This is a genomic window from Burkholderia sp. SR8 (assembly GCF_052851275.1).
This window is the reverse complement of sequence record NZ_JAULUC010000002.1, coordinates 286,006-311,416: the sequence shown is the minus strand read 5'-3', so window position 1 is coordinate 311,416 and position 25,411 is coordinate 286,006. Positions and strand designations below refer to the sequence as shown.

Sequence of the window (25,411 nt, the reverse complement as noted above, 5' to 3'; positions counted from 1 at the left end):
CGGCCCGCCCGTTTTGCTTGTTGCGTGCCGCCGCGTGCGGCTCGGCACGAACGGCACGAACGGCACGAACGGCACGAACGGCACGCAGTGCGTCACGCGAGCGTCGTTTCGATGCGTGTGCCGCGCTTGATGAACAGCGTCACCGGCGTCTTCTCGCAGATCTCCGCGAGGCGCTGGCGCTGGGCGTCGTCGAGCGGACCGTCGAGCGTCACGACGCGGCGCACGTATTGCTGCCCTTCGCGATCGGCATGCAGCTCGGTGCGCACGTCGATGCGCACCGCCGGCCACGTCTTGCGCTGCATGTACATGCGCAGCGTCGCGGCCGTGCATTGCGCGAGGCCGGCCAGCACCAGCTCGAACGGTGCCGGCCCGAGGCCCTGTCCGCCTTCGCGCGGCGCTTCGTCCCCGGTCAGCGCGTGCGTGCCGGCCTGCAACTGGACGACGTAGTTCGGCGCGTCGGCGGCGAGGGTGGCGGCAGCGTGGATGAGCGGCATGGCAAGTCTCCGGTAAGCGGGGAAGAGGGGAAGAGGGGCCGCGTCGCTGCGCGGCATGTCAGCCGTCAGCATACCGTCTTGCCGGAAATCGCGGGCGCGACGCGTGCTCGACGCGATCAGTCGGCACTGACGCCGGCACTCCGGCGCACGAGTGCGGCCACGCGTTCGCGCACCCACTGGTGCGCCCGGTCGACTTCGCGCGATTCGTGCCAGTACGCGAGCAGCGGAAACGGCTTGAGCCGCAGCGGCAGCGGCTGCACGGCGATCGGCAGCAGCGCCGCCATGCGCAGCGCATACGTGTGCGGCAGCGTCAACAGCAGGTCGCCCGCGGCGGCGATCTGGCACGCGGCGAAATAGTGCTGGCAGGCGAGCTGGATATGACGGAAGCGCCCATCGTTGCCGAGCAGCACGTCCAGCGATTGCGGTTCGCCGAGCGACGACACCGCGATGTGCCGGGCGGCGAAATAGTCGGCGCGCCGCAGTGGCCCGTGCATCAGCGGATGGTCGTGCCGCATCGCGACGACCAGCGAATCGTCGAGCAGGTGTTCGGTCGCGATGCGCGGGCCGGTCTGCACGCGCCGATCGACGGCGAGATCGAGATTGCCCGACGCGAGTTCGCGCTCGATGTCGTGCACCGCGATGCGACGGCTCACGAATCGCAGGCCCGGCGCTTCGCCGGCGAATGCGGCGACGATCTGCGGCAGCGCGATCGATTCGAGCACGTCGCGGATGCCGACCGCGATGCTCAGATCGAGCGTCGCCGGATCGAATGCCGCCGGCTCGCGCGCGGTGCGCTGCAGGCCGGCGAGATGAAGCTGCACGTCCGCGATGATCGCGCGCGTGCGTTCGGTCGGCACGATCCGGTTGCCCTGGCGCACGAACAGCGGGTCGTCGAAATGCGCGCGCAACCGGTTGAGCGCATGCGTGACGGCCGGCTGCGTCAGGTGCAGCGCGCGGGCAGCCGCACCGATGCCGCCGTGCACGTAGACGGCGTCGAGCACGCGGAACAGGTTCAGGTCGAGACGGTGATCGGCGGGCACGGGCGCGAGCGGAAGTGGCAACGTCGCCGATTCTAGAACGATCGCGCCGGGTTGGCCGAGCACGCGGGTACGCGGACGATCGAACACGTGCCGTGCGCTTGATGCGTGCCGATCTCTCCGGTTCCGGATTGCGACAACGTTTGCCTGAATCGATTCGGCGCTTTACGGGCGACTTGTCTCCATTCAGCGCAAACCCGCAGTATCGGTGAAAGCTGTTTAACAATCTATAAAAATACGAGACCGGGATGTGCGGTTTGTTTTTAATCTTACAGAGAAAGCCGTGATTGTCGCGTGTGATCGGACGGATTTCGTCGTGACGATAATGAACCCGTTATTGAAGGATTCACGCGTATTACCCGGGCAGGCTTGTATCAATCCGCCACAACCCTGTCGGCGTCGGCCAGTTCCGAGGCGCATTCCGATTTAAAGATATGATGCGGACGCTTTTTCAAGCATAGAGAAGCGCATCGATCAAATAAAAAGCGCATTTGAGAGAAGTAGGCAGGAAAAAACGGGGGCTGGGCAAGTGGATGCTGGTGAACAACGGGTGGTTGTCGTCTTTCTGAGTGCGGGTTTCTCGCTGGCCCAGGCCGCGTACATGATCGAGGCGTTCAACCTCGCCAATCGGCTGCTGCCGGTGGCGCCGGGCTATCGGGTGGAGTTCGTGTCGGCCAGCGGCGGGCTGCTGCCGTCCTCGTCCGGTGTGCAGGTGACGACCGACATGCTCGACGATACCCACGTACGATCCGTGCATGCGTTTTTTCATCTGCATGGCGACCATCTGCTGTTCGCATGGACCGAAGCGCTGCTTCGCCGGTTTCGCGCCGTGCACGCGCAAGCGCGGTGGATCGTGGACGACGTGAAAATGCCCGCGACGATCGTGTCGAAGCGTGCTGGCGTGCGGCAGCCTGCGGCGTCGATAGTCAGTTTCGTGTCGGCGGCGGACCGTGCGGACGAGCCGACCGGAGCAGCGGACGTGCTTCCGGTTCTGCTGGAATTGTTCAGACATGAACTCGGCTCCGGCGCGGCCGAGCAAATCGAACGACACGTTTGCCGCGATGCCGGCGAACTTCTCGCGCATTCGGCACAGTGGTCGATGCGCGAACTCGCCGCGAGTCAGCCGATTCGCATGGCCATGCAGCTCCTGCGCGCGCGCAGTGTCGAGCGGATCTCGATCGTCCAGGTCGCACAGGCCGTCGCGATGAGCGAGCGCAACTTCCTGCGGCGCTTCAAGAAGGAAATCGGTGTCACGCCAACGGAATTCGTATTGAGCGTTCGCCTCGAGTGCGCACGGCACATGCTCGTCCACACCACGCTGCCTGCCGACAAGGTCGCGCGGCGCACCGGTCTCGGCAACGGCGAGCGCCTCGCGAAGTTGTTCCGGCAGCACCTGGCGCTGTCGCCCACGGAATTTCGTGTCGTCGAGCGCGAGCGAATCGCGAAGGCCGGAATCGAGCTGGCTTGCTCGCCGACACCGGGTCGCGGGCACGACGCACGATCGTTCGAGCCGGCGAGCGGACGCTCGAACGGTAACGTCCGGTATTGCCGGAGCGCCGCGATTCGATCGAAACGCGACGACGCGTCGGCACCCGAAACTGCGTGCGTTACGCCACATGTTACGCGGCGCGTAACGTAACAGCGGCGTTGCGACGTATCGCGCGCACCCGTCCAGGCGGAATCCGATTCCTGAACGATTTCGCGTAATCCACGGATTTCATGCGAGTTTCGGTTCCATAAAGAACGGGCGCCTGTCCTGGCTTGTATGGATGGCACGCTTTCTGCTTATTGTCGTGCGTGCCGCAGTATTTAACATCAATAACATCAGACCAATCATGAATTCGATTCCGACTTTCGGTATCGGCGCCGGGGAAATGCCGTCGATGCCATTCATTTGCCCTGCTGGTAGCAAGCGGGTCGTCCCGTGCATGCAGCAGTACCGGGGCCCGCGTCCCTGATTTAATCCTCGACCGCGTCACCGCGTCACCGCGTCACCGCGTCACCGCATGAATCGCTTTTGCGAGCATGCGCGGCGATGTATTCGCTCGTCGCAATGCGTGCGTCATTCCGTGTCGCCGGTCTGAATCAATAACGTGAATTCTTCGTTCCCGGTCCAACGGTGAGCGATAAATAGGAATCCTATATGGCGAACGGCTGTCGACCGGCTATGCGAAAGCCGTCGCGCGTAGTGGCGGGGCTGTTCGCGCGATGGAGGGAGTTCCGGTATTCCGGAGCTGCCGATCGCGTCGTGAGTGCGGGGGCAAGATGAGCGAGACGTCACATTTCGAATACAGGTCGGTGGCACCGAGTGTCCAGGGGGCCGCAGCGCGTACGGTCGATCTGATGCTGATCGTGTTCGGTGCCGTGCTGGCCGCGCATTTCCGTTTCGACGCGGTCGTGAATGCGCGACTCGACGCTTCGGTCGTGGCGTTCTCGAGTGCCTTTTCGTTGATGTTGTTCCCGATGTTCGGCGTGTATCAGTCGTGGCGAGGGCGTTCGCTGTTCCGGCTGGCGGGGCAACTGGCGCTCGCCTGGCTGATCGCGCAGGCGGGTGCGCTGGTGGTCACGTTCACGCTTCACAGGTCGGAGGCCGTGTCGCGGTTGTGGTTCGCATACTGGACGGGCATGACGGGCACGGCTCTGGTCCTGGTCAGGCTGGCCGTCCACGCGATGCTGCGCCGGCTCCGGCATGCGGGCATGAACCTGCGATCGGTCGCGGTCGTCGGGCGCGGCGACTATTGCCGCCGTGTACTGCGCACGATCGTGCAGTCGCCCGCGAGCGGCTTTCGCGCCGCTGCGGTACTGGATGTCGATTCCGCGGCGTGCGGGCCGGTAGCGGGCATTCCGGCGTTCGAGAGCGAAGCGGCGTTCATTGCCCATGTGCGCCAGCAAGGCATGCGCGAACTCTGGCTTGCGCTGCCTTTATCGGAGGAACGCACGATTCTCCGCTTCGTGTCGGAATTCCGCGACGAGCTCGTGAACATCCGCTTCATGCCTGACGTTACTGCGCTGTCGCTGTTCGACAGTGCGCTGACGGACGTGCTTGGCGTACCGGCGATCAATCTCGCCGCCTCGCCGCTGCCGCCGCACGCGCTGCTGAGCAAGGAAATTTTCGACCGATGTTTCGCGGCATTCGCGCTCGCGGCGTTGATGCCGGTGATGCTGGTCATCGCAGTGGCTGTCAAGGCGACCTCGCGCGGGCCCGTATTTTTCAGGCAGCGCCGCAAGGGTGCGGACGGCCGCGTGTTCCGCATCTACAAATTCCGCACGATGCGGCTGCATGCGGAGCAGCCGGGGGTCGTCAGGCAGGCGACCCGTCACGATGCGCGCATCACGCCGCTGGGGCGGTTCCTGCGTCGCACGAGTCTCGACGAACTGCCGCAATTCATCAACGTGCTGCAAGGCGATATGTCGGTCGTCGGCCCGCGCCCGCACGCGCTGGAACACGACGAGTTGTACCGCAAGGTCGTCGACCGCTACATCCAGCGCTACCGGATCAAGCCGGGCATTACGGGCTGGGCGCAGGTCAACGGATATCGCGGCGAAACCGATCGCATCGAAAAGATGCAGGGGCGGGTCGAGCACGATCTTTACTACCTGCAGAACTGGTCGTTCGGGTTGGATATGCGGATTGTGGGCGCGACGATTTTGAAAGGGTTTGCCGGAAGTAACGCGTATTGATTGCGCGGTGGCGGCGACGGTGTCGTGCAGGGGAGAGGACCGCTGGATTGACGAGGAAAGGCGGGTTTGTACAAGAGTGTCGATGAAATCAGAACCATGAACAAGCGAGTGAAAAAATCTGTCCGATCCGGCTCGCCAGGCCTGCACGGTCGCTGGACGACAATGCTCATCGCCGGCGCGTGTCTGGCTTTATCAGCGTGTGCCGTTGCGCCGGGGATGCGTATGACCGGACCTGCCACGCTCGCGGTATCCGGCGGGGACGGCAAGACGCCTGCAGAGTCGATGCAGATTCCGATCGAAGAAATCAACGCCACGCTGATCCGCCAGCTGGGCGAGGCGGCCGGCGCTGACGACGGCCAGCGTTTCAGATCGCTCGTCGGAAAGGCGCAACCCTATACGCTAGGCGTTGGCGACGTCCTTCAGATCACGGTCTGGGATCACCCGGAATTGACACAGGCTCAGGGCGCGCCGCAGCAAACCAACGGACGCCCGTTCGATCCGCCCCAGGGTTTCGTCGTCGACAACGTTGGCAACGTGCAGGTGCCGTATGCGGGGAACGTGCATGTGGCCGGACTCACGGTCGACGACGCACGCAAGGCGATCACGACGGCGATGGCGCGCTACTTCGTGATGCCGAAGGTCATGGTCAGGGTCGCATCGTTCAGGGCGAAGCAGATCTATGTCGACGGCGAGGTTCGCACGCCGGGCAATGTGCCGATCAACGATATTCCGATGACCCTGTTCGAGGCGGTCAATCGGGCAGGCGGATTTGCCCCTGCGGCGGATCAGAGCCATCTGGTTCTGGTGCGCGACGGCGTGTCGTATCCCCTCAACCTTCCGGACATGCTTGCACGCAACGTGAATCCAGCGTCGATTCCGTTGCGTGACGGCGATTTACTGCGCGTGGTGCCGCGCGAAGAAAACGGCGCTTATGTAATGGGCGAGGTGGCCAAGCCGGTGACGGCATTGCCGCTGCGCACCGGCAAGCTGACCCTGAGCGATGCGCTGTCGCAGGCCGGCAGCCTCAACAACACGAGCGCCGACGCCGCGCAGCTCTATGTGATCCGCGGCGCGCAGGGCGAAGCGCCGCAGGTCTATCACCTGGACGCGCGGTCGCCGGTGTCGATGGTGCTGGCGAACCAGTTCGAGTTGCGACCCAAAGACGTGGTCTATGTCGACGGGAACGGGCTCGTGCGGTTCAGCCGGGTTTTGAGCCTGCTGCTGCCGGCCATCAATGCAGGCCTCACCGCGGCGATCGTGTCGAAATGATCAAGCATCTGCTCGTCGTCTGTCACGGCAACGTATGTCGCAGCCCGATGGCCCAGGGCTTGTTCCAGCGCTTGCTGCCCGGGGTGTCGGTTTCGTCGGCCGGCCTGTCGGCCAGGAACGGGATGGCGATCGATCCGGTTGCCGCAGTGCTGCTGAAGTCGCGAGGAATCGATATGTCCGGGCACCGTGCGAGGCGCCTCGAAGAGCGGATGTGCAGCGCCGCGGACCTGATTCTCGTGATGGAGCTCGAGCAACGCAAGGCGATCGAGCGCTTCCACCCTGCATCGCGAGGACGCATCTATCGCATCGCCGAAGCCTTTCCATCCGATGTGGCCGATCCTTACCGCCGGTCGCAGCGCAGCTACGACTATGCGATGACGCTGATCGAACACGGCGTCAACGACTGGGTCGAGCGCATCGGCAACCTGATCGAACGTGCACGTTGAGCCGTCCGGCTCGCCAGCCCAAGGATATCGGCAGTCACCATGAACTCTATGAAAGCAACACCTCATTTCCCGCGAGACTCGGACGAAGTCGACATTCGCGGTATCGCGGACATGATGATCAAGAACGCCGGGGTCATCGGCCTCATGGCATGCGCGTTCGTGCTGTTCGGCGGCCTCTACGCGCTCGTCGCGAAGCCGGTTTACAGCGTCGACATCGTCGTGCAGGTCGAGAGCAACGGCGCGGACATGATGGGCGGAGCGGCCGGCGGCCTCGTCGGCGGTCTCAGTTCGCTGTTCGACGTGAAATCGACGGACGACGGCGAAATGGAAATCCTGCGATCCAGACTCGTCACGGAGCCGGTCGTTGCCGACCAGCACCTGGCCATCGAGGCGATGCCGAACCGGTTTCCGATCGTCGGCGCGGTGGTCGCCCGCTTCAACAAGAAGCTTTCGACGCCGGGCCTGATGGGCTTCGGCGGGTTCGTGTGGGGCGCCGAACGCATTTCGGTTCCGGCGTTCGACGTGCCCCGCGATTTCCTCGAGGACCGCTTCGTCGTGACATCGCTCGGCGACGGCCGCTATCGGCTCTCCGGCGGCGATCTCGATGGCGATGCGATCGGCCGCGTCGGGACTCCGCTGCGTGTCGGTACGCCGGCGGGCGACGTGCTGCTGACGGTCGCGGCAATCGAAGGGCGGCCGGGCGCCCAGTTCGTCCTGAAGGCCTTCTCGAAGCAGAAGATGCTGACGAAACTCCAGAAGGCGCTGACGATCACGGAAAAAGGCAAGGATCAGTCCGGCGTCATCGGGGTCACCTACGAAAGCGATGACCCGGTCCTGGGGGCCAGCGTGCTGAACGAAATTGCGGACAACTACATCCGCCAGAACGCCGACCGAAAAGCGGCAACCGCCGAGAAATCGTTGCGGTTTCTGAATGCGCAGCTTCCGGACGTCGAAAAGCAGTTGCGCGTGGTCGAGGATCGCTTGAACGCCTATCAGACGAAGCACGAAGTGATCGATCTCACCGAGCAAGCGAAGGCCATGCTGAATCAATCGGTCACGGCGCAGACGTCGTTGTTCGAGCTCGAGCAAAAGCGCAAGGCATTGCAGTCGATTTACACACCCGAGCATCCGCAACTCGCATCGCTCGACCAGCAGATCGCAGCGGCCAAGGCGAACGTAGGTACGTTCAATGACGCAATCCAGCGCCTGCCTGATGCGCAACAGAACATCGTCCGGCTGCGGCGCGACGTGACCGTTCAGACGGAGATCTATGTCGGACTGCTGAACAGCATCCAGCAATTGCGACTCGCGACGGCCAGCAAGATCGGCAACGTGCGCGTGATCGACCACGCGATTGTTCCGGATCAGCCGGTCTGGCCGAAGCCGATGCTCGTCGTCGCGTTGTCCGCCGTGATCGGCCTCGTGGTCGGAACGTGTGTCGCGATCGCGCGAGCGGTGCTGTTCGGCGGCGTGACGGATCCATCGGAGATCGAGCGCGATGCCGATCTGAACGTCATCGCGACGATACCGCTCAGCCCGGTCCAGCGCCAACTGACGCGGGTCGGAACAGGCGCGAACCAGGACGCGACGATTCTTGCGCTGGCCCGGCCGCACGAGCCGGCGGTCGAGGCATTGCGAAGCCTGTGCACGGCGTTGCAGTTCCTGCTGCTCGAGCGGCCCAAGAACAACGTGGTTCTCGTCACGGGGCCGGCTGCCGGCATCGGGAAATCGTTCATCTCGGCAAACGTCGCGGCGTTGCTCGGTCTGTCGAACAAGCGTGTGTTGCTGATCGACGGCGACCTGCGGCGTGGGCGCCTCGCCAAGGACTTCGGGACTCAGTCGGCCCCCGGATTGTCAGGCGTGCTGCGCGGCGAAGCCACCCTCGATCAGGCGATTGTGCGGGCCGTGTCGGCGCACGTCGATTTCCTGCCCACCGGCCCGCGCGTGGGGCAGCCGGTCGAACTCTTCGCGTCCAACGACCTCGCCGTGGTGCTCGCCGACGCTTCGCATCGTTACGACATCGTTCTGCTCGATGCGCCGCCGTTGTTGCCGGTTACCGACGCGACGGTGTTCGCGCGGCATGCGGGCACGATCCTGCTGGCCGCCCGCTCCGGCATGACGACCCAGGGCGAGATCCTGGAGTCGGTGAAGAGGATCGAGCGTGTGGGCGCGACGGTAACGGGTGTGGTGTTCAACGGCTTCCGGCCGGGGCTGCGCTCGGCGCAGTACGGCAACTACGGCGCGTATGCGTACGAAGGCGCCGAGGCGGAAGCGCGCGTCGAACAGATTTGAGCCGTTCAGGGAGAAGCCGATGACTGTCCGTCACGAAAACATTCTCGTCACTTTCGGCACGCGCCCGGAAGCCATCAAGATGGCGCCCGTCGTGCGGCGTCTGAAGTCGCGCGCCGGCGTGCGATGCGCGGTATGCGTGACCGCGCAGCATCGGCAAATGCTCGATCAGGTGCTCGACCTGTTCGGCATCGTGCCCGATTTCGATCTCGACCTGATGCGCAACGGGCAGACGCTCGGGAACCTCACCGGTCAGATCCTGACGACGCTCGATCCGGTCCTCGAGTCGTTCAGACCGGATCTGGTGCTCGTACATGGCGATACCACGACGACGCTCGGTGCTTCGCTGGCGGCCTATTACCGCCGCATTCCGGTTGGACACGTGGAGGCTGGCCTGCGTACGGGAAACCTGTATGCGCCATGGCCCGAGGAGGCCAACCGAAAAATGACCGGGACGCTCGCGCTGCATCATTTCGCGCCGACGGAGACGTCGAAGGCAAACCTGCTGTCCGAGGGCGTGGCCGCCGAGCGGATCCACGTGACGGGCAACACGGTCATCGACGCGCTGCTGACGGTGACTGAACGTTTGTCATATGAGCCGGAACTGGGCTCGCGCATGCGTGCCGCATTTCCGTTCCTCGGCGACGAGCGCCGAATGATTCTCGTCACGGGGCACCGGCGCGAGAATTTCGGCCAGGGTTTCGAACAGATCTGCACCGCACTGGCGACGATTGCGACGCGCTTTCCCGACTGCCGGATCGTCTATCCGATGCATCTGAATCCGAACGTCCGCGAGCCGGTGACGCGCCTGCTCGGCGACATGGAAAACATCGTCCTGATCGAACCTCAGGAATATCTGCAGTTCGTCTATCTGATGAGTCGCGCATGGCTGATCCTGACCGATTCGGGCGGCATTCAGGAGGAAGCGCCGTCGCTCGGCAAGCCGGTCCTCGTGATGCGGGATACGACGGAGCGTCCTGAAGCCGTTGCGGCCGGCACGGTCCGCCTGGTCGGCACCGACGTGCATCGACTGGTCGGCGAGGTCACGCAGCTGTGGGAGTGTCCGGACGTGTACCACTCGATGAGCCGAGCGCACAACCCGTATGGCGACGGCCGCGCGAGCGAGCGCATCGTCGACCTGCTGACGGCTGCTCCGCCCGATTCACGCGCGGCGGCAGCGGTAGCCGCCCGGTTTGCGTGAACCCAATCACAATACAGCGAGATCCATTCATGTCTTTCGATGTCATTTCCGTAATCGGGCTCGGCTATATCGGTTTGCCGACCGCCGCGGCATTCGCGGCGCGACGCAAGTCGGTGGTCGGTGTCGATGTCAATCGCGCGACGGTCGATACGATCAATCGCGGCGACGTGCATATCGTCGAGCCGGAGCTCGACATGCTCGTGCGCGCGGCCGTGACGCAGGGACATCTGCGGGCGACCGACACGATCGAGCCGGCCGATGCGTTCCTGATCGCGGTTCCGACGCCGTTCGGCGCAGGACACAAACCGGACCTGACCCACGTCGAAGCGGCGAGCCGCGCGATAGGGCCCGTGCTGAAGAAGGGCGATCTCGTCGTGCTCGAATCGACGTCGCCGGTCGGCACGACGGAGAAGATTGCCGCGTGGCTGGCGGCGATGCGGCCCGATCTCACGTTCCCGCAACAGGCCGGCGAGCAATCGGATATCCGGATTGCGCACTGTCCGGAGCGCGTGCTGCCTGGGCATGTGATTCGCGAACTGGTGGAAAACGATCGCGTGATCGGCGGCATGACGCGGCGCTGCAGCGAGCAGGCTGCCGAACTGTATCGGGTCTTCGTGCGCGGCGAGTGCGTCTTGACCGATGCGCGGACAGCCGAGATGTGCAAACTCACCGAAAACTCGTTCCGCGACGTCAATATCGCATTCGCCAATGAACTGTCGGTTATCTGCGAGTCGCTCGATATCAACGTGTGGGAGCTGATTCGACTGTCGAACAGGCATCCGCGCGTCGACATCCTGCAGCCGGGGCCCGGCGTAGGCGGACACTGCATCGCCGTGGACCCGTGGTTCATCGTCGATTCCGCGCCGGAGCACGCACGGCTGATCCGAACGGCGCGTACCGTCAACGACGACAAGCCGAACCATGTACTGGACCGCATCGAGCACGTCGCGAAACGCTTTCGCGAGCCGGTAATCGCGTGCTTCGGCCTCGCGTTCAAGGCCGACATCGACGACCTGCGCGAAAGTCCCGCCGTCGGCATCGTGCGAGAACTGGCGAGTCGCGAGATCGGACAGGTCATCGCCGTCGAGCCGAACATCCGCCAGCTTCCCGCCTCGCTGGAAGGGCGCGTGACGCTCGGCGAAGTCGCCGATGCGCTCGCGCGCGCGGATATCGTGGTCATCCTCGTCGATCACCGGCAATTCAAGCAGATCGATCCGATGAAGCTGCACACGAAGATCGTGATCGATACGCGCGGGTTGCTGGCCCGCCAGCGGCAGGCGGCGTGATCCGATGACGGCGCGCATGTCCAACGTACCCCGTGCGATGAATTCATCCGGCTCGCCGTCGGGCGCGGCGGGGCTCGGCCGTAATTTCGCCGCGATGCTGCTGTGGCAGATCGGCATGTATGTCGTTCCGCTCGCCACGTTTCCATATCTGACCCGGGTGCTCGGGCCGGCACAATTCGGCGTGGTCGGTTATGTAACGGCGCTGACGGTGTATGGAACGATACTGACCGAATGGGGGTTCAACCTGAGCGGCCCGCGAGCGGTCGCGCAATTTCGCGACGATCGGCAGCGATTGAGCGAGCTGGTCTGGTCGGTCGTCGGCGCGAAGGCGTGCCTGTGCCTGGCATCCTGCGTGATTCTGGCCGTCGTGCTGATGGCCGACCGCACGCTCGCCGCCATGTCCACTGCGATCTGGATCGGCTGGCTGGGTGTGGTGGCGAATGTGTGGACGCTCAATTGGCTGTTGCAGGGCCTCGAGCGGTTTTCGTCGTTCACCGCCGTCGCGCTGGCTAGCCGTTTCGCCGCGCTGCCGCTGACTTTCTGGCTGGTCCGCTCGCCGCTGGACGTCGACATGGCGATCGCGATCCAGTCGCTGACGTCGGTGCTCGCGGCCGGCGGGTCGGTGCTGATGGCGCGTCGCCTCGGGTTGCTTGGCCATCGGCATTTTTCCTGGCGTGCGATTCGTGCTCAATTGGTCGCGGGGGCCGACATGTTCGTGTCGACCGCATCGATCAGCCTGTTCAGCGCCGCCAACACGGTGATCGTCGGTGCCCTCGGCGGACCGTATCAGGCGGGGCTGTACGCTGCGGCGGACAAGTTGAAGACGGCTGGAAACATGGTGCCCGCGCAAATCAACACGGTTCTCTATCCCCGGATTTCCGCGCTGTTGGCACAGCGGCAACCGGAAGGCGCGCGAGCGGCTGCTCGCCTCACGATATCCGGCGGCATTGCGATTGCATTCGTGACAGGTATCGGCATCGCAATCTGTCTATCCGTATCGGATGTACTGACCCGGATCGTGCTCGGAGAGAAATTCGCTGGCGCCTCGTCCGTCGTGAACGTCCTCTGCCTATCGACGTTGTTCGGCAATCTGGCCTATTTCATCGGCCTCCAGGTGCTGGTGCCGTTTGGCGGCGCTCGAGGACGAGCCCGTGCGATGCTCGCGGCGGGATTGCTCAACGTACTGTTGGCGCTGCTGCTGGTTCCGCGATCGGGAGCCGTCGGCGCGGCTACCGCTTATCTGATTGCCGAAATCGTGTTGCTCGTGGCTTTCGCATTCCGGATCCTCCGGTCGTCCGCGCTGCGCGAACACATCGCGCAGCGGACTAACGTGTGAGGGGCACTCCATGACATTCGATATTCGCGTGATTTCCCTGACCGATTCGCCGAGACGGGCGACGATTCGGCAGACCGTTGGCCGTGTCGGCGTCGCCTTCGACTTCGAGGACGCATTCGATGCACGTATGCTCGACGCAGACGCCTGTTCGGCCATGACGGATACCGCGCACGCGATCGCGCGCTACGGACGACCGCTGAGCCGCGGCGAAATCGCCTGCTTCATCAGTCACGTCCGCGTATGGGAAAAAATCGTCCGCTCGGGGCACGCGGCGATCGTCCTCGAGGATGATGCAATGCTCGACGGTGCGCTGTTCGAACGGGTGTTGTCGATGCCTGGCGACTCGCTGTCTTACCACGCGGATATCGTGCTGCTGGGACGCTCAAAGCTGTCACGCGATCGCGCGGCGCTGGCCTACCTGTACGAGCCGCTGAAGCGCGCCCGGCGGATCGCTGGGCTTCAGATCGGCGTGCCGTTCAAGCAATGGACGAGCGGAGCGGTCGGCTACTGGATCAGTGTCGACGGCGCGCGCAAGGCGCTCGAACATGCGCGCGGTCCGGTCGGAGCGCTGCTGGACGACTGGCCGTGGCACCGGGATCACGGCGGGTTGCGCATCGCCGAGTTGCGTCCATATGCCGTATGGGAGGCATTCGAGACGATGCCGAGCGCCATCGAGGCAGGGCGTGCCGCGCTGTCGTCGCGGCGTCATGGCGCGCTCGAACTGTTGTTCAAACCGCTGCGCGTCGTACGGACCGTCTTTCGCTGGCTCATGGTGGCGATGCTGACGATTACCGCGTCGCGCGACAAGCTATTCGTTCGCCATGGATGACAGTCTTCGCTTCTCGTACGGGCCGCACTCGCCGCGATTCATCGTCGATCCTGCCACGCGAATCGCTGCCACGCTCGCATGGGCCATCCTGGGGATCGGCCTACTCGTGTCGCCACTCGGAGATTTCCTGTCCGTCTACATGACCCGAAGTGCGGCATCGCACGGCGGCGACGCGCGGATCTCTTTGCTCGTCCGCGGCATGATGATCGCCGGCCTGCTGGCGGTCACGCTGTCGGGGTTTCGCGCGAGGATGTCGGGCGTCCGCGTGACGATCACGGCGACGCTGGCGGTCTGCGTGACGCTCGGCGCCTATGTGTTCGGCGTGCTGACCGATCGCGAGGTGATCGAGCAGAGCGTGTTCGTGCTGAAGGTGTTCTCATTCTTCGTCTATCCGGCCGCCATGGCGCTGCTCAGCGATCGGCGGCTCGCGCAGATCGAATCGGTGGCATTCGTCGTGTTGTTGATCTACGGCGCATCGATCGTGATGGGCGCGGCGATGTCGATCGAGATGTTCCGCAGCTATCAGGCAGAGACACACATTCGATCGGGATACAAGGGCATCGTCTATGCGCAGAATGAAGCGGCCGCGTTGATCGTCGTTGCGCTCGGCTTCGCGTACCTGCATGCGCTGATACGTGGCTGGAGCCCGCGCAGCGTGGCGCTCGCGGCGTGCATGCTGGTCGCCGCAATGTTGTCCGGGACGAAAGGCGCGATGGTCGGCGCGTTGGGAATGACCTGCGCCTACTGTTACGCGCGATTCGACATCATCAAGGCGACCCGCTATGTCGGCATGGCTATCGCGGTGCTGATGTTGTCGGCGATCCTCGCCTATCTGTTCATTCCCGCGGTGAACGATGCGGTGGAGCTGAGCCTGCGCTATTTCTCGCATCAGAGCGGACGCGTCGGCAACGACAAGGTCCTCACACTGCTGCTCTCTGGGCGCAACCTGAAATTCGCGAACGTCTGGGACGATTTGCAGCAACGCAATTTCGTCGCATTGCTGACGGGCGGATATCCGGTCGTGCGCTATATGGTCGAGATCGACATTCCGGATTTGGTGCTGATGCTGGGATTGCCCCTCTTCGGCGTGTATTTCATCGCGCTGTTGCGCGCATTCGTGCGCGGTGGGCAACGGACCATGTCGCGCAGATTCGGCCGGCTGTTCTTTGTCGTGCTGCTTGCGATGGCTTCGACGGCGGGGCATGTGTTGGGCTCGGCCGTCATCGGCCCGTTCCTCGCATTGATCGCGGTCATGATCCGGCGCGACATGAAGCGGGCGGCTCGGGAGACGATGAAGCTATGAACGATCTCGCAATGGGCGAACGACAGCCGGGCGGTTCGCGCCGCATTCGTGTACTGCACGTCGGTCCCGGATACGGCCAGCGCGGCGGCGTCGCCTCGGTTCTCGGCGAACTGGCGGCGCAGCGGGAAGCGTTTGCGACCGCGGCGGTCGACCTGGTTTTCTTCGAAACGCACGGCTTCAGCAGAATGCGGGATGCCGCGAAGTTTGCGTTGCAGGACATTGTGCGCTTCCTGCGTGCCGTCTGGTCGGCGGACATCGTCCATTTTCACGTGTCGGTGCGCGGCTCGTTTTACCGCAAGCTGCTCTTGTATCGAATTGCGAAACTCTGCCGGCGCCGGGCCATCTTCCATCTTCACTCCGGAAATTTCGATCGTTTCGCAGATCGAGCCGGACTGTTGACGCGTATGGCCATCCGCTGGTTCGTCAGCAACGCCGATGTTGCTGTCGGCGTCTCGCAGGCGAGCGCGCAAGTGCTTAACCGGTTCCGGAATGGCTCCGGTGATGCGCGCGTGATCGGGAACATGGCAGTCGACGCGCAGAACGCAGCGGCACCTGTGTCGAGCGCGCCCGTACCCGTTCGCCCGTACATCGCGTTTGCCGGCCGACTGACCGAGCAGAAGGGGCTTCCGATGCTGATCGAAGCACTGGCGCAGTTGAGCCGCCAGGGGGACGCAATCGATCTCGTTCTCGCGGGGGAGGGCGATACACGACGATGGCGGGACTACGCGCAGAACCGGGGCGTGGCCGATCGCGTTCGATTCGCTGGCTGGCTCGGCGGTTCACGAAAATCGAGCTTTTATCGAGACGCAACACTGTTCTGTCTGCCAAGCCGATTCGAATCGTTCGGCATTGCCGCGCTGGAGGCGATGTTTTACGGGGTGCCGGTGGTGGCGACGCGCGTGGGCGGCCTTGCTGAACTGATCGACGACGGCGTCACGGGATACCTCGTCGAGCCGGACGATGCGGCGGCACTTGCAGGCGTCATACACGCGATTGCCCGCGATCCCGCGCTTCGGGAACGGATGGGTCTCGCTGCCCGCGAGCGTGCACGGCGTTTGTACACGGCCGAGGCGATCGTCGCTCGGTATGTGGATTGTTATCGACAAATAGTCGGATGGAGCTGATATGAATGCAAAGCGAGATTTGCGACGTGCACTGGCAGCAGCGTGCATCGGCTTGACGGTTGCGGCCGATGCGACGGCCGCTGCATCCGATTTCACGAAATCGGTGCACGTCGAATCGTATCGGCCGATCTACACGAACGACTGGCAAAGCGGAATCGACGACATCGAAATCCAGGCGGTCCGGCGCTCGGACGTCATGTCGGCGGCGGACCCGGCGAATTCCGCACGTCGGTCGATTCGCGTTCAGGTTCAAAGAAGCGAGAATTTCACGTACCTGATCAATGGCTCGCCGCGCGCGGAGTTTACGTTGCCCCGCGATGTCGTCTTCTCGCCCGGACACGATTATCTGATCTGGTGGCGTACTTACCTGCCGCGCGACTTTGCGTTCGATCATCAGCAGATGGAGATCATCACGCAGATCCATCAGAGCGGCCTGGTGGGATCGCCGCCGTTCATGCTGACGCTGCTCGGCAACGAGTACACGTTCTCCGTGCGCGGCGGCACCAATACCGCCCATGGATTCGGCGGGCGTCTTTGCTGCGCATCCGATGATCGAGGGAAATGGGTCGACTGGGTCCTGCAGTACACGCCCGATGCGAGCGGCGAGCGCGCGATCACGCATCTGTGGAAAGACGGCATGAGCGTTTTCGAAGGAAGCCGGAAGCCGAACGCATATCCCGGCGACGTGAGGGCCTATCTGAAATTCGGCGTATATAAACCCGATTGGCAGAAAGTCGCGTCGGACGTCGACATCATCACCCTGTACTTCGGCAAGGTCACGATCGGCGAGCGGAGGGCCAAGCGGTGAGCACCCGGACCGATCCCGCACAGGTTTCGGATGCCGTGCTGGCGCATTGCCGCCGACATGCGTATGCCGGGCATGACCCGTTCGACGGTTTGAACAGCCGCGTGTTCAGATGCACCGGATTGTCGAGACTGCCGTTTGCCCGCATTGCGTGGTTGCAGATGCACAAGCGCAGCCCGTTCAATTTCAGGCAGATCCTCGGTGTTCCTCGCCTGCGCAATCCGAAGGGCGTTGCCCTGATCGTGCTCGGCCTGCTCGAGCGCGACCGGCGCACCGGCGACGGGGCGAGCCTCGACGAAGCGCGCACACTCGGCAACTGGTTGCTGGAGCAGCGCGTAGACCGCAAACGCTGGCACCACAGCGCGTGGGGCTATCACTTCGACTGGGCTGCCAGGGCATTCTTCGTACCGGTCGGCACACCGAATGCGATCAGCACCTGCTACGTCGCGCGGGCGCTGTACGCGCTGGGCGAAGTCACCGGTGAAGCGCGGTTCACCGATGTGGCCGTCGATGCAGGCCATTTTCTCGATTCGCTTTACCTGCCGCATCAGGAATCCGGCTATTTCGCCTACATCCCGGGGGAGCGCGCTTTCGTTCACAACGCCAACCTGTGGAGTGCGGCGTTCGTGGCCGAAACGGCGGTGCGGATCGGAGACGCGTCGATGTGCGAACGCGCGATCGCTGCCGCGCGGTTGACGGCTTCCATGCAACGAGCGGATGGTGCATGGGCGTACGGGCTACGCGGCCATCACGGTTTCGTCGATGGGTTCCATACCGGATATAACCTCGAGGCGCTGCACCGGCTGCAGAACGTGTGTCGAACCCGAGTGTTCGCCGAGTCGATCGATCACGGCCTCGATTACTATCGACGCACGTTTTTTCTGCCCGACGGAACCGTCAAATATTACGACGACAAGGTCTGGCCGCTCGATATGCATTCTGTTGCACAAGCGCTGATCACGTTGCTGACCGTATCGACGTCGAAAGCGGATTACGCGTTGGCCGTGCGTGTATTCGAGCGAGCGGTAGAGACGCTCTACATGTCGGAGAAGGGGCGCTTCGTCTATCAGCGCGGCGCCCGCTTCACGAACCGGGTCGATTATCTGCGATGGACTCAGGCATGGGCGTTCTACGCCATCGCGTTGCTCGCGAACCGGGTTCGCGCTGCCGATACCGACAACGCTTGCCTCCCCGAACCGGAGATCCTATGAATCGCATCGAGTTGTTTGGTTGTCCGATGGATGTCGCGACGATGTCCGAGACTGTCGAACTGATCCGCAATCGTATTGCTCATCGGCAATTTACCCAGCACGTGGTCGTCAACGTTGCCAAGCTGGTCAATATGCAGGCCGACAGGGAACTGGCAGGGTCGGTGCGGGCGTGCGACATCATCAATATCGACGGAATGGGCGTGGTGTGGGGCGCGCGTACGCTCGGCCATCCGGTCGCCGAGCGCGTCGCCGGCATCGACCTGTTCGACCGGTTGTTGAGAATGGCGCAGGAGGAGGCGCTGCCGATCTTCATGCTCGGCGGAACGGATGCCGTCGTAACCGCGGCGGCGTGTTCAGTCGAAAGAAAATATCCGCACGTGAAGATCGCCGGCATTCATCACGGCTATTTCTGGGATGACGAGGAAGCCGTGGTGTCCATGATTCGCGCGTCCGGCGCACGGTTGCTTTTCGTCGCGATCACATCCCCGCGGAAGGAAAATTTCATCAACCGATGGAAGGCCGAACTCGGCGTCGATTTCGTGATGGGCGTAGGAGGCACGTTCGATGTCGTTGCCGGCAAGGTCCGGCGTGCGCCGGCCTGGATGCAGAAGGCGGGTCTCGAATGGTTGTTTCGCGTGCTTCAGGAACCGAGACGCATGTGGAGGCGTTACTGGACGACGAACAGCCGATTCGCATGGATGCTGTTGCGCGCGCGTTTCGCGGCACGACCGCGCCGCATGCCGACAGGGCGCACCGGGCATTGAGTTGTCCGGGGCCGCCCAAGATCGCGGCACGGAGCCGCTGCCTTTTCGTACAATCAGGGCATTATCGACGGCGCCCGACCCATGCCCCTGCTCCCCACCACCGCCACCGCCCCCTTCTGCCCGTCGGAAGTAAAGGGCAGCATCACGATCGACGCCGGCGCGTCGCGCTGGATGAAGCTCAAGCGCTTCTTCGGCCCGGCCCTGCTGGTCGCGATCGGCTACATGGATCCCGGCAACTGGGCAACCGACATCCAGGCCGGCTCGCAGTTCGGCTATTCGCTGCTGTGGGTCGTCGCGTTCTCGAGCCTCGCCGCGATCTTCCTGCAGATGCTTGCCGCCCGGCTCGGCCTCGTCGCGGGCAAGGACCTCGCGCAGGCCAGCTATGACCGCTACGGTCCTTTCGGGCGCGTCGTGCAGTGGCTGACCGCCGAAGTGTCGATCATCGCGTGCGACATCGCCGAAGTGCTCGGCTGCGCGCTCGCGTTCAAGCTGTTGCTCGGCGTGCCGCTCACATGGGGGATCGTGCTGACCGCGCTCGACACCGTGATCGTGCTCGGACTGCAGGGCAAGGGCGTCCGGCAGATCGAGGCGATCGTGCTCGGCCTGATCGCGACGATGGCGTTCTGCTTCGTCGCCCAGGTCGCGATCACGCCGCCCGACTGGCATGCGGTCGCGAAGGGGCTCGTGCCGGGCGCCCCCGGCCACGACCGCAAGGACGCGATCGTGCTCGCGCTCGGCATCGTCGGCGCGACGATCATGCCGCACAACCTGTATCTGCATTCGTCGGTCGTGCAGACGCGCCATGTGGTCGGCGGCGCGCGCGGTCTGATCCGCGACACGCTCGCGCTGGTGCGCATCGATACCTGCGTGTCGCTGTTCGTCGCGATGCTGGTCAATGCGGCGATCCTCATCGTCGCAGGCGCGGCGTTCCATGCGACCGGCCAGCACAACGTGACGGACATCGAGCAGGCGTACCGGCTGATCACGCCGATCGCCGGCGGCGCAGCCGCGCTGCTGTTCGGGATCGCGCTGCTCGCGTCCGGGCAGAGTTCGACGCTGACCGGCACGATCGCCGGCCAGGTCATCATGGACGGCTTCCTGCATACGAAGATTCCGTGCTACCAGCGCCGGCTGATCACGCGCGGGCTCGCGCTGGTGCCCGCGCTGATCGGCGTGCTGTGGCTCGGCGAAAACTCGGTCGGGCAACTGCTCGTATGGAGCCAGGTGCTGCTGAGCCTGCAGCTGCCGTTCGCGATGTGGCCGCTGATCAAGTCCGTCAGCGATCGCAACACGATGGGCGAGCATGCGATCGGCCGCAGGATGCAGGCCGCCGCGTGGGCGCTGTTCGTCGTCATCACCGGCACGAACCTGCTGCTGATTACAGGTGTCGCGGGCTGATACAGCCTGTCACAGGCTGAAACAGGCCCATCGCCCGCTTGCGTTAAACTGCGGCCTTTCCAGCTGTTCGAAGTCCGTTATGTGGAGTGAAATCAGCAACATCGGTGACGCCGCGCTGACCCTGCCGGTCGCGCTGACCTGCGCGGTCTGGCTCGCGCTGTCCAACTGGCGGCTGGCGGTGCGCTGGATCGTGCTGCTCGCGGCCGGGATGAGCATCGTCGGCGCCACCAAGATTCTCTATGCGGGCTGCGGGGTCGAGCTCCCGCAGTTCGATTTCCGCGTGATCAGCGGCCACACGATGCTGTCGACGTCCGTGTGGACGGTCGCGCTGTCGATGCTGTGGCAGGCGTTTCGCCCCGGCAAGGTGCCGGGCATGGCCGCCGGCCTCGCGATCGGCGCGGTGACGGCCGTCGCGCGCGTGTTCGACCATTCGCACACGACGCCCGAAGTCGTCGTCGGCTGGCTGCTCGGCGCGCTGGTCGCACTGGCGTTCCTGCACGCGTACGACCGGGTGCCGCGGCGCTCGTTCTCGCCGCGCATCGCCGCGGTCTGCCTGCTGCTCGTGTCCGGCATCGCATACGGACATCGCGCGCCGTTCCAGCAGATGATCGACACGCATTCCCCACAGTTCTGCGCGTTCGTGCGCGCGTCCGGCGACGGATTCTGACGCGCTTGCCCGGAGACTTCCGGACGTCGGCGCGCAAGCGCCGGATGCAATCGTCGCCCAGAGTCTCGCGCCTGGCTCATTTCGTCCGCTTCCCGGCGTCGGCACCAGCCGGCATCCCGCCTTCGCCGAACCGGTATCCTGGTTGAGCGGGCGCGCTGCGCCGTCCCGGTGCTTCCATTACCGCGTCCCCCGGTCCGGTATCCGGGGCCGACAGTCATCAGTCGTGCCTATGACCGGGCATTACGAATATTCATTTCATCGATAGGCGGCATTCGCGTACGCTGGCGTTCGTTCGTTCGTTCGGCGCTGGCAGCGGCGGGCGATGCGGTTTGCCCGATGCGGCAAGGCCGGCTCGCTATACTCGAGCAATCGGCGGCCGTCGGTGCGCACACGGCAACGGCCGTCGCGGCACCCGCCCGCCACGACGATTCACGATAGGAGCAGCTTCCATGACAGTCGTTTCCCCGCGCCTCGCAGGCAAGTGCGCGTACATCACGGGCGCCGCCGGCGGCCTCGGCCGCGCGATCGCGCGCCGGATGGTCGAGCAGGGCGCGCGCGTGTTCCTGACCGATATCGCCGATGCGGCGGTGCTCGACGCGTTCGCGGACGAACTCAATGCGGGGCACGCGGTGCCGGTTGCGTTCGCGGCCGCGCAGGACGTGCGCGACGAAGCGCGCTGGCAGGCGCTGCTCGCGCAAGCGGTCGATGCAATGGGCGGGCTGTCGGTGCTCGTCAACAACGCGGGTGTCGGGTCGATCGGCTCGCCCGCGCAGATCGAGCTGGACGAATGGCGGCGCGTGATGGCGATCAACGTCGAGAGCATCGTGCTCGGCTGCAAGCATGCGCTGTCGTATCTGGCCGAGAGCCATCCGGCATCGATCATCAACATCTCGTCGGTGGCCGCGTTCAAGGTCGAGCCGGATTTCACCGCGTACAACGCATCGAAGGCGGCAGTCGCGTCGCTGACGAAGTCGGTCGCGATCGACTGCGCGCGCCGCGAGATCGACGTGCGCTGCAACTCGATCCACCCGGCGTTCATCCGCACGGGGATCGTCGAGCCGCTGTTCCAGTCGCTCGGCGAACGCGATGCGACGCGCAAGCTCGCGCGCGGCATTCCGCTGCGCCGGCTCGGCGATCCGGACGACGTCGCGCATGCGGCCGTCTATCTGGCGTCCGACGAGAGCCGCTTCGTGACGGCCGCCGAACTCGTGATCGACGGCGGCATGTGCGCGGTCTGACGCGCATCGAACACAACAACCGGAGGAGAACCTCGTGGCGACACCCGTGAACCGCCAGCTGCTGCTGAAGACGCGTCCCGAAGGGCGCGTCGGCCGCGAACACTTTTCGTTGGTCGAAACGCCGGTGCCGGCGCTCGCCGATGGCGAAGTGCTCGTGCGCGTGCTGTATCTGTCGATGGATCCGACCAACCGCGTGTGGATGAGCGACGTGCCGCAATACCTGCCGCCCGTCGCGATCGGCGAGGTGATGCGCGCGCTCGGTATCGGGCGCGTGGTCGCGTCGCGCCACGCGGGTTTCGCCGAAGGCGAACTCGTGCAGGGGCTCGTCGGCTGGCAGGACTATGCGGTGGTGCCGGCCGACCAGGCCGCTCAGCTCGTGAAGCTGCCCGCGCAGTCGGGCCTGCCGCTGCCGACGCTGCTCGGCGCATGCGGGATGAGCGGCCTGACCGCGTACTACGGGCTGACCGACATCGCACCCGTGCAGCCTGGCGAGACGCTCGTCGTGTCGGCAGCGGCCGGATCGGTCGGCTCGATCGCCGGCCAGATCGGCAAGATCCACGGCGCGCGCGTGGTGGGCATCGCGGGCGGCGCGGACAAATGCCGCTACCTGACCGAGACGCTCGGCTTCGACGCGGCGGTCGACTACAAGGCCGACGATTTCCGTCAGCAGCTGAAGGCGGCGACACCGGACGGCGTGCACGTGAACTTCGAGAACGTCGGCGGCGAGGTGATGCGCGCGGTGCTGTCGCGGATGGTGATCGGCGGGCGCGTCGCGCTGTGCGGCGTGATCTCGAACTACAACAGCGGCCGCGCGGCGGACGACGTCGGCGTGCTGATCTCGAAACGCATCACGATGCGCGGCTTCCTGATCCTCGATTATCGCAAGAGCCGCGAAGCGGTGCAGACGCTCGCCGGCTGGCTGCGCGACGGCCGGCTCAAGGCCGAGGAAACGGTCGCCGACGGGCTCGAGAACGCACCGGACGTGCTCAATCGCCTGTTCGACGGCGACCATCGCGGCAAGCTCGTGCTGCGCGTCGATCCGAACGCGTGACGGGCCGCGCTTCCGCATCTTGAGTTCGAATAGGCGGGCATCGATTTAGGACTTGTCCCATATATTGTTGAGGGCGCGCTCCTTAAAGTAATTGCCGGCAAGCGGCGGCGTGACCTGCGCGTCATGCCGCCGTTTTTTTTGCGCGGCGAAAGGGAGGCTCCACATGCGAACGAAGGCAGGGCAGGCAGCATCGGCGGCGGTGCGCGACCGGACGATGCGGCGCGTCGACCGCAGCTTGCGGGCGGTCGCGATCGGAATGGGCGCGGCGTTCGCGATGTCGGCCGCCGGTGCGGCCGAGCGCGCGAATGCGGATGGCATCGTGCGATTCACCGGCGCGCTCGTCGATCTGTACGACGTGACGTTCGACGCGCCGTCGAGCGGCGCAGTCGAAAGCCCGGCGGCGACGCTCCGGTTCGATGCGCACGGCCGGCGCCTGCCGGGCGCGCTGGTCGCGCTCGTGGGGCTGGACGGCCGGCCGCTGTCGCGCGATGCCGCCGCGGCGATCCGCGCGACGTGGCGCGATGCGCACGATGGCCCGCACGTGCGGCTGGCACTGGACCGCGCGCATCGTGTCGGTCCGTATGGCGGCGTGATGACGGTGGCCGGGCCGGCGCCGGAAAGCGAGACGGGCGCCGCAGCGCCCGTCGTGATCAGGATTCGTCACCCGTAACGGGCCGTGCCCGTTCGTGAACCGGCGGCAGCGCGGCCGCGTGCCGCGTCACTCGCCCTGTTCGGCGCGCGCGTAGATGTCCCAGCTCGCCATGAACAGCGCGGCGACGAGCGGGCCGATCACGAAGCCGTTGATGCCGAACAGCGCCATTCCGCCGAGCGTCGAGATCAGCACGACCCAGTCGGGCATCTTCGTGTCCTTGCCGACGAGGATCGGGCGCAGCAGGTTGTCGACGAGGCCGATCACGCCGACGCAGAACGCGACGAGGATCACGCATTTCCAGATCGCGCCGGTTGCCAGGAAGTAGAGCGCGGCGGGCACCCACACGAGGCTCGCGCCGATCGCCGGCAGCAGCGACAGGAACGCCATCAGCGCGCCCCACAGCACGACGCCCTCGATCCCGAGGATCCAGAAGATCAGCCCGCCGAGTATGCCTTGCACGAGCGCGACCGCGATGTTGCCCTTGACGGTTGCGCGCACAACCGTCGTGAACTTTGCGAGCAGCAGGTTCTTGTGCTCTTCGTCGAGCGGGATCGCACGGCGCACGCGGCGGCCGATCTCGCCGCCGTCGCGCAGCAGGAAGAACACCATGTACAGCATCACGCCGAAGCTGACGACGAACTGGAACGTGTTCTGCCCGATGCTGAGCGCCTGCGCGGCCGCGAACTGGCTGATCTGCGCGGCGCCGTCGGTCAGCTTCTTCTGGATGCCGGGGATGTTGGTCAGCCCGTACTTCTGCAGCAGGTGCTGGATCGAGGTCGGCAGCCCGTGAATGATGTCATGGACGTACTGCGAATAATTCGGCGGGGCGTCCTTGAGCTCCTGGTACACGTATGCGATTTCCTGCACGAGCGTCGCCGCGACGAACACGAGCGGCAGGATCACGATCAGGATGATCAGCGACATCGTCACGAGCGCGGCTACGTTGCGCCGCTTGCCGAAGCGTGCGGCGAGCCAGCGCTGCACCGGCTGGAACAGGATCGCCAGAATGGTGCCCCAGAAGACGGCGCCGGAGAACGGCGCGAGGATCCAGCACAGTCCGACGGTGACCGCGAACAACAGGAAATAGAAGAATTTTTGGTGATCGTGTCCGCTGTCCATGGAAGGTTCGCGCAGATTGTTGTCTGGTTTGATGGAATCTCGTTGCCACGGGCGCGATCGGCTCGCGAACGTCATGGATTCGCGGCGAAGCGCGCCGCACGGCGGCCCGAACGGCAGTATGCCCGCAAAGGTGCCGCCATCATAGCCGCTGCGCGCGGCGCATGCGAAAACGCCGCGGCCGGAGCCGCGGCGTTGCCGGGAGGCAGGCGCG

At 64.7% G+C, this 25,411-nt stretch carries 24 protein-coding genes; 19 read left to right on the top strand and 5 right to left on the bottom strand.

Translation table 11 applies throughout. The features are described from left to right. Window positions 1-92 precede the first annotated feature (92 nt). Entirely contained in the window at window positions 93-494 is a 402-nt protein-coding gene (locus Q3A80_RS03680) for an OsmC family protein (RefSeq protein ID WP_446327708.1), read from the bottom strand. Window positions 495-610: 116 nt separating this feature from the next. Beyond that, window positions 611-1,534 (bottom strand): LysR family transcriptional regulator, encoded by a 924-nt coding sequence (locus tag Q3A80_RS03675; protein ID WP_446327812.1) that lies wholly within the window; start codon window positions 1,532-1,534, stop codon window positions 611-613. Between the two features lie 526 nt (window positions 1,535-2,060). Here Q3A80_RS03675 and Q3A80_RS03670 point away from each other — a divergent pair. Next, window positions 2,061-3,170 carry a helix-turn-helix domain-containing protein gene (locus tag Q3A80_RS03670; protein WP_446327707.1) on the top strand — a complete coding sequence of 370 codons (1,110 nt, stop codon included), beginning with the start codon at window positions 2,061-2,063 and terminating at the stop codon, window positions 3,168-3,170. A gap of 78 nt (window positions 3,171-3,248) precedes the next feature. Here the strand turns inward: Q3A80_RS03670 and Q3A80_RS03665 are convergent, their stop codons facing one another. Beyond that, entirely contained in the window at window positions 3,249-3,425 is a 177-nt protein-coding gene (locus tag Q3A80_RS03665; RefSeq protein ID WP_446327706.1) for a hypothetical protein, read from the bottom strand. Window positions 3,426-3,796: 371 nt separating this feature from the next. On the opposite strand from Q3A80_RS03665, the gene Q3A80_RS03660 reads away from it, so the two are divergent. The 17 genes from Q3A80_RS03660 (at window position 3,797) to Q3A80_RS03580 (ending at window position 23,429) form a co-directional block, all read left to right on the top strand. Then, the gene (locus Q3A80_RS03660) at window positions 3,797-5,212 is read left to right on the top strand and encodes an undecaprenyl-phosphate glucose phosphotransferase (RefSeq protein WP_446327811.1); all 1,416 of its coding nucleotides are present in this window, start codon (window positions 3,797-3,799) and stop codon (window positions 5,210-5,212) included. 222 nt (window positions 5,213-5,434) lie between these two features. Continuing rightward, on the top strand, window positions 5,435-6,481 hold the full coding sequence (locus tag Q3A80_RS03655; RefSeq protein ID WP_446327810.1) for a polysaccharide biosynthesis/export family protein: 1,047 nt from the start codon (window positions 5,435-5,437) through the stop codon (window positions 6,479-6,481). Then, a complete protein-coding gene (locus Q3A80_RS03650; protein WP_446327705.1) occupies window positions 6,478-6,927 on the top strand; it encodes a low molecular weight protein-tyrosine-phosphatase in 450 nt (149 codons plus the stop codon). Before Q3A80_RS03655 ends, Q3A80_RS03650 begins: the two co-directional genes overlap by 4 nt. A gap of 39 nt (window positions 6,928-6,966) precedes the next feature. Next, window positions 6,967-9,219 (top strand): polysaccharide biosynthesis tyrosine autokinase, encoded by a 2,253-nt coding sequence (locus Q3A80_RS03645; protein ID WP_446327704.1) that lies wholly within the window; start codon window positions 6,967-6,969, stop codon window positions 9,217-9,219. A 19-nt stretch (window positions 9,220-9,238) separates the two neighbouring features. Further along, window positions 9,239-10,417, top strand: coding sequence for a non-hydrolyzing UDP-N-acetylglucosamine 2-epimerase (gene wecB, locus Q3A80_RS03640; RefSeq protein ID WP_446327809.1), 1,179 nt, complete (start codon window positions 9,239-9,241; stop codon window positions 10,415-10,417). A gap of 29 nt (window positions 10,418-10,446) precedes the next feature. Continuing rightward, the gene (gene wecC, locus Q3A80_RS03635; protein WP_446327703.1) at window positions 10,447-11,703 is read left to right on the top strand and encodes a UDP-N-acetyl-D-mannosamine dehydrogenase; all 1,257 of its coding nucleotides are present in this window, start codon (window positions 10,447-10,449) and stop codon (window positions 11,701-11,703) included. A 16-nt stretch (window positions 11,704-11,719) separates the two neighbouring features. Then, window positions 11,720-13,039, top strand: coding sequence for an oligosaccharide flippase family protein (locus tag Q3A80_RS03630; protein WP_446327702.1), 1,320 nt, complete (start codon window positions 11,720-11,722; stop codon window positions 13,037-13,039). 10 nt (window positions 13,040-13,049) lie between these two features. Further along, entirely contained in the window at window positions 13,050-13,868 is an 819-nt protein-coding gene (locus Q3A80_RS03625) for a glycosyltransferase family 25 protein (RefSeq protein ID WP_446327701.1), read from the top strand. Further along, window positions 13,861-15,171: a hypothetical protein gene (locus Q3A80_RS03620; protein WP_446327700.1), complete on the top strand. Its 1,311-nt coding sequence runs from the start codon at window positions 13,861-13,863 to the stop codon at window positions 15,169-15,171. The genes Q3A80_RS03625 and Q3A80_RS03620 overlap by 8 nt, the downstream gene beginning before the upstream one ends. Continuing rightward, on the top strand, window positions 15,168-16,295 hold the full coding sequence (locus tag Q3A80_RS03615; protein ID WP_446327699.1) for a glycosyltransferase family 4 protein: 1,128 nt from the start codon (window positions 15,168-15,170) through the stop codon (window positions 16,293-16,295). The genes Q3A80_RS03620 and Q3A80_RS03615 overlap by 4 nt, the downstream gene beginning before the upstream one ends. A gap of 1 nt (window position 16,296) precedes the next feature. Next, window positions 16,297-17,103 carry a heparin lyase I family protein gene (locus tag Q3A80_RS03610; RefSeq protein WP_446327698.1) on the top strand — a complete coding sequence of 269 codons (807 nt, stop codon included), beginning with the start codon at window positions 16,297-16,299 and terminating at the stop codon, window positions 17,101-17,103. Then, the gene (locus Q3A80_RS03605) at window positions 17,100-18,311 is read left to right on the top strand and encodes an aspartate-semialdehyde dehydrogenase (RefSeq protein WP_446327697.1); all 1,212 of its coding nucleotides are present in this window, start codon (window positions 17,100-17,102) and stop codon (window positions 18,309-18,311) included. Before Q3A80_RS03610 ends, Q3A80_RS03605 begins: the two co-directional genes overlap by 4 nt. Next, window positions 18,308-19,075, top strand: a complete 768-nt coding sequence (locus Q3A80_RS03600; protein WP_446327696.1) for a WecB/TagA/CpsF family glycosyltransferase — start codon at window positions 18,308-18,310, stop codon at window positions 19,073-19,075. The genes Q3A80_RS03605 and Q3A80_RS03600 overlap by 4 nt, the downstream gene beginning before the upstream one ends. A gap of 81 nt (window positions 19,076-19,156) precedes the next feature. After that, window positions 19,157-20,473, top strand: a complete 1,317-nt coding sequence (locus Q3A80_RS03595) for an Nramp family divalent metal transporter (protein ID WP_446327695.1) — start codon at window positions 19,157-19,159, stop codon at window positions 20,471-20,473. Between the two features lie 79 nt (window positions 20,474-20,552). After that, on the top strand, window positions 20,553-21,140 hold the full coding sequence (locus tag Q3A80_RS03590) for a phosphatase PAP2 family protein (protein ID WP_446327694.1): 588 nt from the start codon (window positions 20,553-20,555) through the stop codon (window positions 21,138-21,140). A gap of 449 nt (window positions 21,141-21,589) precedes the next feature. Continuing rightward, the gene (locus Q3A80_RS03585) at window positions 21,590-22,378 is read left to right on the top strand and encodes an SDR family oxidoreductase (protein ID WP_446327693.1); all 789 of its coding nucleotides are present in this window, start codon (window positions 21,590-21,592) and stop codon (window positions 22,376-22,378) included. 34 nt (window positions 22,379-22,412) lie between these two features. Then, window positions 22,413-23,429, top strand: a complete 1,017-nt coding sequence (locus tag Q3A80_RS03580; RefSeq protein WP_446327692.1) for an NADP-dependent oxidoreductase — start codon at window positions 22,413-22,415, stop codon at window positions 23,427-23,429. Between the two features lie 45 nt (window positions 23,430-23,474). Here the strand turns inward: Q3A80_RS03580 and Q3A80_RS03575 are convergent, their stop codons facing one another. Beyond that, window positions 23,475-23,759 (bottom strand): hypothetical protein, encoded by a 285-nt coding sequence (locus tag Q3A80_RS03575; protein WP_446327691.1) that lies wholly within the window; start codon window positions 23,757-23,759, stop codon window positions 23,475-23,477. Here Q3A80_RS03575 and Q3A80_RS03570 point away from each other — a divergent pair. After that, the gene (locus Q3A80_RS03570; RefSeq protein WP_446327690.1) at window positions 23,749-24,099 is read left to right on the top strand and encodes a thioesterase; all 351 of its coding nucleotides are present in this window, start codon (window positions 23,749-23,751) and stop codon (window positions 24,097-24,099) included. The genes Q3A80_RS03575 and Q3A80_RS03570 overlap by 11 nt on opposite strands. A 48-nt stretch (window positions 24,100-24,147) precedes the next feature. On the opposite strand, the gene Q3A80_RS03565 is transcribed toward Q3A80_RS03570, so the two are convergent. Beyond that, entirely contained in the window at window positions 24,148-25,200 is a 1,053-nt protein-coding gene (locus tag Q3A80_RS03565) for an AI-2E family transporter (RefSeq protein WP_446327689.1), read from the bottom strand. Between the last annotated feature and the right edge of the window lie 211 nt (window positions 25,201-25,411).

Excerpts from the sequence above, each read along its gene's own strand:
- Q3A80_RS03610 (WP_446327698.1), top strand. The coding sequence starts at position 16,297 with ATGAATGCAAAGCGAGATTTGCGACGTGCACTGGCAGCAGCGTGCATC.
- Q3A80_RS03620 (WP_446327700.1), top strand. The coding sequence starts at position 13,861 with ATGGATGACAGTCTTCGCTTCTCGTACGGGCCGCACTCGCCGCGATTC.
- Q3A80_RS03595 (WP_446327695.1), top strand. The coding sequence starts at position 19,157 with ATGCCCCTGCTCCCCACCACCGCCACCGCCCCCTTCTGCCCGTCGGAA.
- Q3A80_RS03600 (WP_446327696.1), top strand. The coding sequence starts at position 18,308 with ATGAATCGCATCGAGTTGTTTGGTTGTCCGATGGATGTCGCGACGATG.
- wecB (WP_446327809.1), top strand. The coding sequence starts at position 9,239 with ATGACTGTCCGTCACGAAAACATTCTCGTCACTTTCGGCACGCGCCCG.
- Q3A80_RS03590 (WP_446327694.1), top strand. The coding sequence starts at position 20,553 with ATGTGGAGTGAAATCAGCAACATCGGTGACGCCGCGCTGACCCTGCCG.
- Q3A80_RS03615 (WP_446327699.1), top strand. The coding sequence starts at position 15,168 with ATGAACGATCTCGCAATGGGCGAACGACAGCCGGGCGGTTCGCGCCGC.
- Q3A80_RS03625 (WP_446327701.1), top strand. The coding sequence starts at position 13,050 with ATGACATTCGATATTCGCGTGATTTCCCTGACCGATTCGCCGAGACGG.
- Q3A80_RS03650 (WP_446327705.1), top strand. The coding sequence starts at position 6,478 with ATGATCAAGCATCTGCTCGTCGTCTGTCACGGCAACGTATGTCGCAGC.
- Q3A80_RS03655 (WP_446327810.1), top strand. The coding sequence starts at position 5,435 with ATGACCGGACCTGCCACGCTCGCGGTATCCGGCGGGGACGGCAAGACG.
- Q3A80_RS03680 (WP_446327708.1), bottom strand. The coding sequence starts at position 494 with ATGCCGCTCATCCACGCTGCCGCCACCCTCGCCGCCGACGCGCCGAAC.
- Q3A80_RS03565 (WP_446327689.1), bottom strand. The coding sequence starts at position 25,200 with ATGGACAGCGGACACGATCACCAAAAATTCTTCTATTTCCTGTTGTTC.
- Q3A80_RS03645 (WP_446327704.1), top strand. The coding sequence starts at position 6,967 with ATGAACTCTATGAAAGCAACACCTCATTTCCCGCGAGACTCGGACGAA.
- wecC (WP_446327703.1), top strand. The coding sequence starts at position 10,447 with ATGTCTTTCGATGTCATTTCCGTAATCGGGCTCGGCTATATCGGTTTG.
- Q3A80_RS03585 (WP_446327693.1), top strand. The coding sequence starts at position 21,590 with ATGACAGTCGTTTCCCCGCGCCTCGCAGGCAAGTGCGCGTACATCACG.
- Q3A80_RS03630 (WP_446327702.1), top strand. The coding sequence starts at position 11,720 with ATGTCCAACGTACCCCGTGCGATGAATTCATCCGGCTCGCCGTCGGGC.
- Q3A80_RS03665 (WP_446327706.1), bottom strand. The coding sequence starts at position 3,425 with ATGAATGGCATCGACGGCATTTCCCCGGCGCCGATACCGAAAGTCGGA.
- Q3A80_RS03660 (WP_446327811.1), top strand. The coding sequence starts at position 3,797 with ATGAGCGAGACGTCACATTTCGAATACAGGTCGGTGGCACCGAGTGTC.